Source organism: Corynebacterium sp. ES2775-CONJ, assembly GCF_024814515.1.
GTDB lineage: Bacteria > Actinomycetota > Actinomycetes > Mycobacteriales > Mycobacteriaceae > Corynebacterium.
Map to the genome: position 1 here is coordinate 83391 of NZ_JANUXT010000006.1, position 12663 is coordinate 96053.

Annotated in this window: 12 protein-coding genes; all 12 read left to right on the forward strand. The window is 54.6% G+C overall.

All coding sequences use genetic code 11. The annotated features are described in order from the left end of the window. The first annotated feature begins 18 nt into the window (after nt 1-18). The 12 genes from NXT01_RS08230 to pdxT all read left to right on the forward strand — a co-directional run bounded on the left by NXT01_RS08230 (nt 19) and on the right by pdxT (nt 12649). Nucleotides 19-1857, forward strand: a complete 1839-nt coding sequence (locus NXT01_RS08230; protein WP_259079888.1) for a long-chain fatty acid--CoA ligase — start codon at nt 19-21, stop codon at nt 1855-1857. Between the two features lie 158 nt (nt 1858-2015). Continuing rightward, nucleotides 2016-2690, forward strand: a complete 675-nt coding sequence (locus tag NXT01_RS08235) for a hypothetical protein (protein WP_259079890.1) — start codon at nt 2016-2018, stop codon at nt 2688-2690. 6 nt (nt 2691-2696) lie between these two features. Then, nucleotides 2697-3821: a radical SAM family heme chaperone HemW gene (gene hemW, locus NXT01_RS08240; protein WP_259079901.1), complete on the forward strand. Its 1125-nt coding sequence runs from the start codon at nt 2697-2699 to the stop codon at nt 3819-3821. A gap of 4 nt (nt 3822-3825) precedes the next feature. Next, a complete protein-coding gene (hrcA, locus tag NXT01_RS08245) occupies nt 3826-4821 on the forward strand; it encodes a heat-inducible transcriptional repressor HrcA (RefSeq protein ID WP_259079902.1) in 996 nt (331 codons plus the stop codon). 362 nt (nt 4822-5183) lie between these two features. After that, the gene (locus NXT01_RS08250; protein ID WP_259079904.1) at nt 5184-6098 is read left to right on the forward strand and encodes a hypothetical protein; all 915 of its coding nucleotides are present in this window, start codon (nt 5184-5186) and stop codon (nt 6096-6098) included. Nucleotides 6099-6249: 151 nt separating this feature from the next. Continuing rightward, nucleotides 6250-7374: a molecular chaperone DnaJ gene (dnaJ, locus tag NXT01_RS08255; RefSeq protein ID WP_259079905.1), complete on the forward strand. Its 1125-nt coding sequence runs from the start codon at nt 6250-6252 to the stop codon at nt 7372-7374. A gap of 2 nt (nt 7375-7376) precedes the next feature. Next, nucleotides 7377-8123, forward strand: a complete 747-nt coding sequence (locus NXT01_RS08260) for a 16S rRNA (uracil(1498)-N(3))-methyltransferase (protein WP_259079910.1) — start codon at nt 7377-7379, stop codon at nt 8121-8123. Nucleotides 8124-8164: 41 nt separating this feature from the next. After that, the gene (locus NXT01_RS08265; RefSeq protein ID WP_259079911.1) at nt 8165-9142 is read left to right on the forward strand and encodes a PhoH family protein; all 978 of its coding nucleotides are present in this window, start codon (nt 8165-8167) and stop codon (nt 9140-9142) included. Between the two features lie 2 nt (nt 9143-9144). Then, on the forward strand, nt 9145-9735 hold the full coding sequence (ybeY, locus tag NXT01_RS08270; protein WP_259079914.1) for an rRNA maturation RNase YbeY: 591 nt from the start codon (nt 9145-9147) through the stop codon (nt 9733-9735). Then, nucleotides 9732-11039, forward strand: coding sequence for a hemolysin family protein (locus NXT01_RS08275; protein WP_259079916.1), 1308 nt, complete (start codon nt 9732-9734; stop codon nt 11037-11039). The genes ybeY and NXT01_RS08275 overlap by 4 nt, the downstream gene beginning before the upstream one ends. A 137-nt stretch (nt 11040-11176) precedes the next feature. Then, a complete protein-coding gene (pdxS, locus tag NXT01_RS08280; protein ID WP_259079917.1) occupies nt 11177-12070 on the forward strand; it encodes a pyridoxal 5'-phosphate synthase lyase subunit PdxS in 894 nt (297 codons plus the stop codon). Further along, nucleotides 12071-12649 (forward strand): pyridoxal 5'-phosphate synthase glutaminase subunit PdxT, encoded by a 579-nt coding sequence (gene pdxT, locus NXT01_RS08285; protein WP_259079925.1) that lies wholly within the window; start codon nt 12071-12073, stop codon nt 12647-12649. It begins immediately after the preceding gene. The last annotated feature ends 14 nt before the right edge of the window (nt 12650-12663 follow it).

Consider the following 12663-nt stretch of genomic DNA (forward strand, 5'->3'; position numbering starts at 1 on the left):
GGAGATGAAAGACACGTTATGCAGTTAGTGACTACCGAAGCTGAGTACACGATAGGCAAGCACGATACATGTCTGACTGCCCTGATGGCTACCGCTAAAGCCCGCCCGTATGGGGTGATGTTTACCAGGCCTAAGAATTTCGAGTGGGTCAATGTCTCCGCTAAGGAATTCATCGACGAGGTTTTCGAAGTAGCCAAAGGCTTTGTAGCCAACGGGGTGCAGCAGGGCGATCGCATTGCATTGCTCTCTGAGACTCGCTACGAGTGGTCGCTCCTCGATTTTGCCATCTGGGCGGCGGGAGCGGTGAGTGTGCCCATTTATGGTTCCTCCTCGATCAGTCAAGTGCAGTGGATTATTGAAGATTCGGGTGCGGTTTTCGCCGTGACCGAGACACGTGAGCATACCGAGCTCATGAAGAACCTCGTCCTCGACGAGTCGGGCACACCGCCACTTCTTCGGTCCACCTCGCAATTGCGCCGGGTACTCGAGATTAATGCCTCCGCTATTTCAACGTTAAAATTTGAGGGCCGCGATATACCCGATGAGGATATTTCCTCCCGCATCGCTGCAACTAAGAGCTCCGATCTCGCGTCGCTGGTCTACACGTCCGGTACGACAGGGCGGCCGAAGGGATGCCGGTTAACACATAAAAACTGGCTTGCCGAAGCGTGGGGATTATTAACCAACAAAATTGGCAGCATTGCTGCTCCGGGAACTCAGGTGCTTACCTTCCTCCCGCTCGCGCACGTTTTCAGCCGATCTGTATCACTTGCGGTGGCAATCAGTGGCGCCACGCAATCGCACTGGTCAGATTTCTCCACTCTCGGCGTGCAATTCCAACGCTCTCGCCCCAATCTTATCTTGGGGGTCCCTCGAGTTTTTGAAAAGGTGCGCAACTCCGCAGCGGCTAATGCCGCGGAGGGGGGACCGGTGAAGGCGGCGCTATTTGCGCGTGCAGAAAGAGTTGCGATCGAATATTCCAAAGCACTCGACGATCCTGAGGGGCCATCTCGGGTATTAAAGATTAAACATGCAGGCTTTGATAAATTGATCTATGCGAAGATTCGCCAAGCCATGGGTGATTCAGTGAAATATGCCATCTCCGGCGGCAGTGCGATGGATCCAGAATTGATGCACTTCTTCCGCGGGATAGGAGCCCGCATCTACGAGGGTTATGGCCTCACTGAAACGGCCGCTGCCGTAACAGTGGACTTCGAGAATCAAAGGATTGGTACCGTTGGCCCACCCATCGGCGGAATGAGTGTCCGCATCGCCGAAGACTCTGAGATTCTCATCCAAGGTCCCACTGTGTTTGATGGTTACTGGAATAACCCCGAAGCCACCGACAAAGTCTTTGACGAAGAGGGATGGTTCCACACAGAAGACCTTGGCGAGTTGAGCCCCGAAGGTCACCTCATTATTACTGGGCGGCAAAAGGATCTCATTGTCACTGCCGGCGGCAAGAATGTTTATCCCGGCCCCATGGAAGACTCGCTACGATCTCATCCGTTGATCTCTCAAGCCATGGTGGTTGGTGACGGCAAACCCTTCGTGGGCCTATTGGTCACACTCGATGAAGAGGCCATGAAACGGTGGAAATTGAATATGAATATTCCGGAATCGCGCAGTATCGCCGATCTCGCTACCAACCCTATGCTGCGGGCTGAAATACAGGATGCCGTCAATCAGGCCAATGCGAGTGTTTCGCATGCGGAAGCGATCAAAAAATTCTATATTTTAGATCGCGATCTCACCGAGGGTGATGATGAACTCACCCCCACCATGAAGGTAAAGCGCGCCGTGGTACAGCGCCGCTACGCAGCCGAGATTGAGCACCTCTACCAGCGCAATCAGTAATCTTCCAGGGTGCGCTTGAGTAGCGAAGAAGAAATTATAAAGGGGGCACGGCGAGCCGTGCCCCCTTTGCTTGTCAGATGTTTTAGAGTGATCGAAGCGAGGGCGACAACCTAGGAGTGCCGCCTACAGGTCTCGACAAAAAAAGGGGGTGTAAACGGGTGCTACATGTTTTCGATGCAACCGTTCGACACCTGCAACTAACTCAGGAAATCTTTAATATCGGCGATGAAGTTGCCACCTATATCGAAAACTTGGCCGAAGCCATCGCCGATTGGGATGCCGAATTGGTTGAGGATTGCCTCGAAGAATTTTCCCTGATTGTCGAAGACGCTCGCGATGATTCTCGGCGCGTGATGGCCGAGCTGATCGGCTTGCGTCAGGCCCTAACCTCTGGTCTTGCCTCTGGAACAGTATCTATGGCTGCGCCGCGATTAAAAGAGACGGATCGGCCCGTGATCGTCAATAGCGCTAGTCTCAGAGAACGTTTTCCGCTCCGGCAATCGCCGGTGAGTGTTCAAGAACTGAGCATAGCCTTGCGGGCTCGCACTGAATTCATAGGCGAATATTTAGACCATATTGTGCAGTGGGAACTCAAAGAAACGGAACGCGCGGCTCGCGACGTTGACAGCCTTAGTCTGCCGCTGCTGTATGCCCGCACCTTTGAAGCAGTCACAGCGGCCAGCGATGCCTGGTTGCAGACGGTAGCAACCGAACACCCACGTTTTACCGCTGGGCTGCGCGGATCTCACCCACCGGCTTTCTTGAGTGAGCGGGCGCGTATCGATGCTGTGGTGGCTCGGGTCAAAGCCAAAAAACACAACAAAGTATCCTAGGTTCAGATGTTCGGCGTATATATCCACGTCCCCTTTTGTCAATCCCGGTGTGGTTACTGCGATTTCAACACCTACGTCCCAGGCGAATTAGGTGCGTTTTCACCCGCTACATACCTTGACGCCCTGGAGCGCGAGCTTCAGCTCATGGTTCAAAGCTACGATATAGGTCCAGCACATACCGTTTTTATTGGTGGGGGAACCCCATCAGTTCTCGGGGCTAAGGGGCTGAGCCGAATCCTCGATGCGATTAGATCTACGTGCGGAATCGCCCGTGGTGCGGAAATAACTACGGAATCCAATCCCGAGTCAACCTCACCCGAGTTCTTTGACTCTCTGCTGAAGGCGGGGTTCACCCGACTCAGTCTCGGCATGCAATCTGCGAGCCCTAGGGTTCTTAAAGTTCTTGAGCGCCAACACACCCCCGGGCGCGCCTTCGAGGCGGTGCGGGAGGCTCAGCGGGCGGGCATTAACCATATCAATCTGGACATGATCTATGGCACCCCCACTGAACGCGACTCAGATATACGCGCCACCCTCGAGCAGATCCTTGCTTTAGATATCGACCATATCTCGGCCTATTCCCTAATTGTCGAGGACGGCACGAGGATGGCCCGGAAAATTAGAAACGGCCATATTCCCGCACCAGATGAAGATATTTACGCTGACCGCTTTGAGATGATCGATCGTGCCTTACAGGCCGCAGGCTTTGATTGGTACGAGGTCTCTAACTGGGCAAAAAAGGGCGGGCAGTGCCACCATAATCTAGGTTATTGGCGCAATCACGACTGGTGGGGAGCAGGGCCAGGGGCTCACTCGCATCTAGACGGCACACGCTTTTATAACGTTAAACACCCCGCGCGGTATGCGCAGATGATCAATGCAGGTCAGTTGCCTATCGCAGAACGCGAGGTGCTGAGCACTCAAGAGCGCCACGAAGAGCAAGTCATGTTGGGGCTTCGGCTTAAGGAAGGTTTGGGAAAAGAGCATTTCAACGAGCTGGAGGTGCAGGTGATTCAGCGGTTCGCCGAACGCGGCCTCCTGACGGTGGGGCAGCGCGTCGCGGTCAGTGATAGGGGGCGACTACTTGCCGACGGAATGATTGCAGATATCCTAGTAGCAGGAGAAAGGTAGGGATATGAGCACACTGAAGCGTCGGCAAGAAGTGTTGCGTGCAATCGTCGCCGATTATATTCGCTCCCAAGAACCTGTTGGGTCGCAAGCCTTACTCGATCGCCATCAACTCAACGTGTCCTCCGCGACCATCCGCAATGATATGGCCGCACTAGAGGCAGAAGGCTATATCGCGCAGCAACATAAGAGTTCAGGCAGAATTCCGACGCATAAAGGCTACCGGCTTTTTGTCGACTCACTGCACGAGGTAAAACCCCTGAATCCCGCGGAGCGTCGGGCAATCTCGAGCTTCCTCGAAGGGGCCATCGACCTTGAAGAGGTGCTCAAGCGCTCGGTCCACCTGCTCGCGCAGCTCACGCATCAGGTGGCAGTGGTGCAAATGCCGACTTTAAAAGCGGCGCGCGTTAAGCACCTCGAATTGGTGACTCTCAATCCCACCAGGCTGCTCTTAGTGCTGATCACCGATACCGGTCGCGTAGAGCAGCGCATTGTCGACCTCGACGCCGCTATCGACGAGGATCAAGTAGCGCGCCTGAAATATCTGATTAATAGTGCCTTGGACGGTGTCTTCTTATCCGAGGCCGCCCTAGCGCTCAGCGGGCTGATGGCCCGTGCTGAAGCAGATTTAAGCCCGCACCTCATCAGCTGTGTGAGTGCGTTGGTCGATACTTTTATCGAGCACCCTAGTGATCGCCTCATCTTGGCTGGAACCCCGCACCTGCAGCGTTTCTCCGCTGATTTCCCCCGTGTTCTGGAGGCACTCGAGGAGCAAGTCGTGGTGCTGGAACTTTTAGCGAATGTGCAAGATCTCGGGACAACGAGCGTGATGATTGGCGAGGAAACCCGTGACGATAAGATGCGCGAAGCATCTGTGGTGGCCACCAGCTATGGGGTGGGCGGTCTGGGGGTTGTAGGGCCCACCCACATGGACTACCCAGCAACAATGGCCAAGGTGCAGGCGGTAGCGCACTATGTCTCTAAAGCTGTGATCAATTACTAGAAGAAGAAAAATCTAAGGGACCTAGAGCGAGAGGATCGATTACGCTTGAGCTTGCTAGCTTAAGCGCTATCGATATGAGAGCGGCCCTGCGTCGGAAAACTTATTGTTAGAGACCTGAGAATTTTCGCCCATACTCGACGCGGCGCAGTCCAAAGCCTTAAGAATCATCAGCCAACGATGGTTAATACCTATAAGGGATGATGACAGCGGGCAGTAGATTCGATTTTTATCTCCAGTATGGCCAAAAATGCTCCGAAAATAAGGGTTGAGCTTTCGTTTTGCAAGGGAAAATGGTGGGAGCTATATTTTTCTGGACATATTTACCAATCTCTAGTGCCCACGACAGGAAAGGTCATCTCATCATGAAGCCTCGTATCTTCGCTGGTTCGCGATCCATCACCCGGTTTGGAGCTGCCGGCCTCCTCGCGGTTCTTACCGCTGGCCTCATCGCCCCTGTGTCCCAAGCCCAAACCCAGCCTCCACAGGGAGTTGAATTTCCGTGGCGCACAGTCGCTTGCGATCATGTCTCCACCCATCCTGAGGTCACCGTGTCATGGCAGGATCGCGATGCGCGCGCTGGCGATACAATTTCCTACGAACTGGGAATCCGTAATAATGGCTTCTCTCGTGGGCCGTTCTATGTCGGTGTCACAGCTGATCCCTTCCTCAATTTCCACACCAACAGTGATAACCTCTTCCTGTTGTACCTACCTTGGCACGTCAAGGATGGACGGCGAGATCCGGTAGTCGAGAACGGATCATCGATCTATCTCACTTATACTCGCACGCTGACTCACGAAGATATCGCCGCTGGCACCGCACACCTAGAAGTGTCTGCACCGATTAGCGAGGGCCCCTCGGCTGAACCCATCTGCTCGGCGATCTTCACTCTCGACACTCCATTGATATCGAAGCGCCATGCACCCAGCTCCACACCGCGTCCTCATGCACCCAGCTCCACACCGCGTCCTCATGCACCCAGCTCCACACCGCGTCCTCATGCACCCAGCTCGACGCCACGTCCTCATTCTCCCAGTAGCACCCAAGAGAAGCCCGCTGTAGAAAAGCCACGGCCTATCCCTACCGCTACCAAAAACCAGCCTCAACCTTCTCAGCCTTCGCAACCTGCTCAGCCACTTCCTCCGGCAGACCAAGACTCCCCTCAGCAGTCCACCGGAAGTAGCCGCGGCGCCATCATTGGCTCAGTGATCGCAGCACTCATTTCGATTGTGGGAATCTTTGGTGGGCTATTCAATCACTTCCTCCTCGGCCGGTAGTATGAGTTTCTTTCTCCCGCCCCTCGGTCAAGTTAGCCGAGGGGCGGTTTATCCATTGAGGGCGATTAGGGCCTAGTTATGGGAACGTGACTAGAATGTGCTTTTTAGACACGATCACCGTTTCGAACTAGTAGATAATAAAGGACTTTTTGTGGCTCGCGATTACTACGGCATTCTCAATATCTCCAAGGATGCATCTGATAACGAAATCAAGAAGGCCTACCGTAAGTTGGCTCGTAAATACCACCCGGATGTCAATGACACCCCAGAGGCGGCAGAGAAATTCAGTGATATCTCCCTCGCCCAGGAGGTTCTCCTCGACCCGGAAAAACGTCGCATTGTCGATATGGGCGGTGACCCCATGCAGCAGGGCGGCGGGGGACAGCATCCGGGCTTCGGCGGCGGTTTCGGAGATATTTTCGACGCCTTCTTCGGTGGCGGTGGTGGCGGACGGGGCCCAATAAGCCGGGTACGCCCAGGCGATGACGCCCTGGTGCGGTTGTCGATCACTCTCGAAGACGCTTTCCAAGGTGTCGATGAGGAGATCACCATCGACACCGCCGTGGTCTGCGATATCTGCCACGGTTCGGGATCGAAAACCAAGGCTCAGCCCGTCAGGTGTTCTCGATGCCAAGGCTCGGGTCATATCGAGCAGATGCAGCGCTCCTTCCTCGGCAATATGCTCACCACCGTCGCATGCCCAGTCTGCGAGGGCTTCGGCGATATCATCGAAGACCCGTGTGATAAGTGTGCCGGCCACGGCCGGGTGCGCACCCGACGCAATAAGTCGGTTCGTATCCCAGCGGGCATTGCCAGTGGTATGCAACTGCGTTTAAGTGGCGAGGGTGAGGTGGGCTTGGGCGGTGGCCCTGCCGGTGATCTGTATATCGAGATCACCGTTGCACCGCATCCTATCTTCGAGCGAGAAGGCGATCACCTCCATTTCCGGGCCAATATCCCGATGGTTGATGCGGCCTTAGGCACCGACTTATCAGTAACAGGTCTGGACGGGGCCGAGATCACTTTCGAGATCCCAGCCGGTACCCAGCCCGGTGAAGTTGTCACTATCGAGGAAAAGGGCATGAAGCAGCTGCGCGCGGACAGCTTCGGCAATATGATTGCCCATATCAATGTCATGGTTCCGCGAGAATTGGATGAACAATCGCGCAAGATTCTGCAGTCTCTGCGAGATCACCGCCAAGATTTAGCACAAGTCCATGAATCCGCGGATGATAATTCATTCTTCTCGCGGATCCGTAATAAATTCCGGAAGTAGTCATGTCACTACCAGTATTCCTCCATTCCGCCCCGCTGCCCCAAACAGGCGCCGTTGAACTAACAGGGTCGGAAGGGCGGCATGCGGTGAGCGCTAAAAGGATTGGAATCGGGGAACATATTGAGCTTGTCGACGGCCACGGTTCCCGGGCGTTGATCGAGGTTCAGGAGATTTCGGGCAAAGATACTCTGCGCGGAATGATCCTCCAGTGCGATAAAGAAATTCCTCAGTGCCCACATATTACGGTGATTCAGGCGCTGCCGAAGTCTGAACGCAGTGAGCTCACCGTCGACCTGCTCACCCAAGCTGGTGCGGATGCCATCGTGCCATGGCAGGCGAGTCGGTGCATCGCTCAATGGTCGGGGCCTAAAGCGGACAAGGGAATAAAGAAGTGGCAATCCGCAGTCCTAGCCGCCGCAAAACAATCCCGGCGAAGCTATCTCCCCGAGATCTATCCCCTGAGTTCGACACCTCAATTAAGGGAGATTTGCACCGAAATGGACCTGGTCCTCGTACTGGCGGAGGATTCTGCGCAACCTATTGCTCAGGCTCTGCGTGATTATCCCCACGTCCAGCGCTTAGCACTCATTGTTGGCCCGGAGGGGGGAATCAGCCCAGAGGAATACCAGGTTTTCATCGACCTCGGAGCGCATTTGGTCAAATTGGGCCCCGAGGTACTGCGCACTGCTGCAGCTGGAATGGCGGCCTTAGCGGCTCTGGGCGTACTCACCCCACGGTGGTCGCTCTGATACTGTGAGGTGGACACTATACTTGTGGAAGGTAAATTTTTTTGAGTCAGATAGTACGCACGGTCGAAGTAGATAGTAATCATGCGCCGGTAATTTTCGGCATTAATGATCGCCATATCAAGGTCTTAGAAGACCACCTCGATTGCAGCATTCATATACGCGGAACTGTTGTCACTCTCAATGGGGTGGACCATGAGGTCTCCAGGGCGATCAAAGTGCTCAAGGAATTGCAGTCTATGGCGCGCCGCGGAGTGGAGATCACACCAGATGCTGTGAAACATACGCTGTCGATGATTACCATTGAGTCCCCCCAGTCAGTAGCCCGGGCGCTCGCTAGCGATATTGTGGTGCGCCGCGGAAAGTCAGTGCGCCCCAAAACTTATGGCCAAAAGGAGTATGTGGACGCGATCGACGATAATACGATCGTTTTCGGGCTGGGTCCTGCGGGCTCGGGTAAAACTTATCTCGCCATGGCTAAGGCTGTCCAAGCTCTCCAAGCTAAGCACGTGAGCCGCATCATTTTGACTCGCCCTGCTGTTGAAGCAGGGGAGAAGCTGGGCTTTTTACCCGGCACTCTCAACGACAAGATTGATCCCTACTTGAGGCCTTTGCACGATGCGCTGCGCGATATGGTGGAGCCGGAAGTTATTCCTAAGCTCATGGAAGCAGGTATTGTCGAAGTGGCCCCGCTTGCATATATGCGCGGCCGCACCCTCAACGATGCCTTCGTTATCTTGGATGAAGCTCAAAATACGACTGCGGCTCAAATGAAAATGTTCCTGACCAGGCTTGGATTCGGTTCCAAGATGGTTGTTACAGGCGATATCACCCAGGTGGATCTTCCTGGTGGCCAAAAGTCTGGACTGCGCCTCGTGCGCTCCATTCTGCGTGGGGTGGAAGGTGTCCACTTTGCTGAACTCGGTGCTGAGGATGTGGTGCGTCACCAGCTCGTCGGTCGCATCGTTTCTGCTTATGATTCCTATGAGGCCGCGGAAGAAAAGCGTCGACAAGAAAGATAACAATGAGCATCGAAATTCTCAACGAATCTGGGTATACGCTCATCAATGAGGTAGCACTCGTCGATTGCGCTCGTTTTGTGTTGCGGGAGATGGATATTCACCCGGAGGCGCTCTTGACTATTTCGTTGGTGGGTACCGCCACGATGAGTGATTTGCATATGCAATGGATGGACCTGCCGGGACCGACGGATGTTTTGAGTTTCCCCATGGATGAACTCACTCCGCATTCGCAGCGCCCAGATGCTGTGGACCTAGGGCCAGCAATGCTCGGCGACATTATTTTGTGCCCCGAATTTGCCGCTCAACAGGCTGATAAAGCCGGCCACGATCTCGCCCATGAATTGGCGTTATTAACCGTGCACGGCTGTTTGCATCTCTTAGGCTATGACCATATTGAGCCGCGCGAAGAGCAATATATGTTTGCCCTCCAGAATGATTTATTGCGGGATTGGTACGACGATTGCGCCGCGCGCGGTCTGGACTTCCAGCCTCGCCCTGAAAATGAGGGGGCTTTTCCCACCGCGGCCCAGCGGTTGGCCCTCGATCAACAGATGGACTCTGAGCAGTCAATCCCTGCTATTGGAGAACAGTGAACTCGCTTAGCCTCATCGTCATTATTGTCTTAAGCCTCCTGATCGCCACAACTCTAGGCGTCATCGAGGCCGCTATCGCGCATGTCTCCCGAGCGCGAGCGATCAAAGATGTCAAAGATGCCCCCACCCAGACCCATAAGAGCCTGGTTAAGGTTCTAGAGCGCCGCGAAGAACACAGTAATATACTTGGTCTCGCTCGTACCCTCTTCGGTGCTATCGCAGCCGTGAGTGCGGGCTTCCTCGCTGACTCCACGTGGCACCATTGGGGAATCTCAGTGGGCCTGGTTTTTGCCACTCTTATCGCCTATATGCTGCTGGCCGTTATTTCTAATTCCATTGGCCGGGCCGCCCCTTATGCGATTAGCGTGAATGCGGCAATCTTTCTGAATACGCTGGCCGTCATCCTAGGCCCGCTAACTCGGGTTTTAGTCTATGTGGGAAATCGCATAGCGCCCGGCGCTGGCTATGGAGATGGTCCGTATTCGACGGAGATCGAGCTGCGTGAGATGGTCGATATCGCCTCGCAGCAGGGCGTCATGGAAAACGAAGAACGGCGGATGATCCAAAATGTCTTCGATCTAGCTGATACCACGGCCCGCGAAGTGATGGTGCCGCGCCCTGAAATGGTGTGGTTGAACTCCGGCATTACTACCCGCCAGGCCACGGGAGTCTTTGTGCGCTCGGGTCTGTCTAGGCTTCCTGTAATCGGGGAGAATGTGGACGATATCGTCGGTATTGTCTACCTCAAGGATGTGATGAAAAATACCTTTCTCAACGATGATGCCGGCACTACACCTATCGACGATATCCTCAGGCCAGCAAAATTCATTCCAGATTCAAAAAAACTCGATATTTTACTGCAGGAGATGCAAACCGAGCGTTTCCACCTGGCCATCCTCATCGACGAATTTGGAGGAGTTGCTGGCCTGTTGTCGATCGAGGATATCTTGGAGGAAATCGTTGGCGAGATCGCTGATGAATACGATCAGGAAGAACTGGCTCCAATCGAGGATCTCGCCGATGATTCTTATAGCTACCGCGTGGTGGCACGCCTGAATCTCGAGGAACTAGTGGAGCATATCCGAGAAAAGCACGGCATTGACTTCGAATTCTCAGATGAAATTGAAGACCAGGTGGAAACCGTGGCGGGGCTCATCTCCTTCGAGGAAGGCCGCGTGCCCTTGCCTGGCACGGTCGTTGAAACTAACGGTCTGCGTTTACAGGCCGAAGGGGGACGGGACACGCGTGGGCGGGTACGTGTGCGCTCTGTTCTGGTCACCCTTTTGGACACGCATCAAGAATGAGGGATTTTTGAATAAAAGTCCACTGATGTGGACGTTTTCGATGAAATCCATTATTAATAACACCTGGGTGAGGGCGTGAAGCCGGCTCACCCCTTATGATAAAGCAGTACCTTTGTACCTCACTTCAAGGAGATTTGATGAGCAGCGAAAAGTTTACTGGTACCGCGCGTGTTAAACGTGGCCTAGCGGAGATGCTCAAAGGAGGCGTGATCATGGATGTGGTCACCCCGGAGCAGGCCAAGATCGCCGAGGACGCGGGAGCCACCGCTGTGATGGCACTCGAGCGTGTGCCAGCCGATATTCGTGCCCAAGGTGGGGTATCGCGCATGTCAGATCCCGATATGATCGACGGCATCATCAACGCCGTCACCATCCCCGTGATGGCCAAAGCGAGGATCGGACACTTCGTGGAAGCTCAAGTACTGCAATCTCTAGGGGTAGACTTCATCGATGAGTCGGAGGTGCTCAGCCCTGCCGATTACACCAACCACATCGATAAATTCGCCTTCGACATCCCATTCGTCTGCGGGGCAACCAATCTCGGAGAGGCATTGCGCCGCATCAACGAAGGTGCAGCTATGATTCGCTCCAAGGGTGAGGCAGGCACCGGTGATGTATCCAATGCAGTCACTCATATGCGTACCATTCGTGCTGAGATCAATCGCCTCAGCTCCATGTCTCGTGATGAACTCTACGTGGCGGCCAAGGAGCTCCAAGCCCCTTATGAATTAGTCGTGGAGGTAGCCAGCACTGGGAAACTCCCAGTTGTGCTCTTTACTGCTGGAGGCATTGCCACCCCAGCTGACGCCGCCATGATGATGCAGATGGGGGCGGAGGGAGTCTTTGTCGGCTCTGGCATCTTCAAGTCCGGTAATCCAGAACAACGGGCCCGCGCAATTGTTCAGGCAACCCAAAATTATGACGACCCCGATACGATCGCTCGCGTTTCCCGCGGTCTGGGCGAAGCCATGGTGGGCATTAATGTCGATGAGATCCCCGTATCGCATCGCTTGGCCGAGCGCGGTTGGTAGATGATCGGCATCTTGGCGCTCCAAGGGGGCGTCAGCGAACATGCTCGCATGCTCGAAATTTTGGGTCGGGAGTACCGGTTGGTTCGCCGGGTCGAGCACCTTGAGGGGCTTACCGGGATTATCTTGCCAGGCGGCGAATCCACTACGATATCGACCTTGCTCGAATTAGGGGGCCTATTAGAACCGCTGCGCCACCTGGTGCAGCAGGGCTTGCCCGCCTATGGCACATGCGCTGGCATGATCCTCCTTAGTTCACGTGTGCTTGATACCAGAGCAGATGCGCACTGCCTAGGGGCACTAGATATAACGGTGCGTCGCAATGCATTTGGGCGTCAAGTCGATTCATTCGAGGAAACTCTCGATATAGCTGGTAAGAAGGTCAATGCAACCTTTATCCGGGCTCCCTGGGTGGAGGAGATTGGCCCCGGCGTCGAAGTTCTCGCTCGTACCGCGAACGGGGCGATTGTGGCGGTAAAGCGCAATCATGTGCTTGCTACTAGTTTTCATCCCGAGCTGGGACAAGATACCACGGTCCACGAGCTCTTTATCGACATGGTGGATAATTCCACTTCCGCCTAGGAGCGTGGAAGAAT

What these genes read in the sequence shown, in the direction of transcription:
- NXT01_RS08230 (WP_259079888.1), top strand. Translation starts at nt 19, where the DNA reads ATGCAGTTAGTGACTACCGAAGCTGAGTACACGATAGGCAAGCACGAT.
- hemW (WP_259079901.1), top strand. Translation starts at nt 2,697, where the DNA reads ATGTTCGGCGTATATATCCACGTCCCCTTTTGTCAATCCCGGTGTGGT.
- hrcA (WP_259079902.1), top strand. Translation starts at nt 3,826, where the DNA reads ATGAGCACACTGAAGCGTCGGCAAGAAGTGTTGCGTGCAATCGTCGCC.
- NXT01_RS08250 (WP_259079904.1), top strand. Translation starts at nt 5,184, where the DNA reads ATGAAGCCTCGTATCTTCGCTGGTTCGCGATCCATCACCCGGTTTGGA.
- NXT01_RS08260 (WP_259079910.1), top strand. Translation starts at nt 7,377, where the DNA reads ATGTCACTACCAGTATTCCTCCATTCCGCCCCGCTGCCCCAAACAGGC.
- ybeY (WP_259079914.1), top strand. Translation starts at nt 9,145, where the DNA reads ATGAGCATCGAAATTCTCAACGAATCTGGGTATACGCTCATCAATGAG.
- pdxS (WP_259079917.1), top strand. Translation starts at nt 11,177, where the DNA reads ATGAGCAGCGAAAAGTTTACTGGTACCGCGCGTGTTAAACGTGGCCTA.
- pdxT (WP_259079925.1), top strand. Translation starts at nt 12,071, where the DNA reads ATGATCGGCATCTTGGCGCTCCAAGGGGGCGTCAGCGAACATGCTCGC.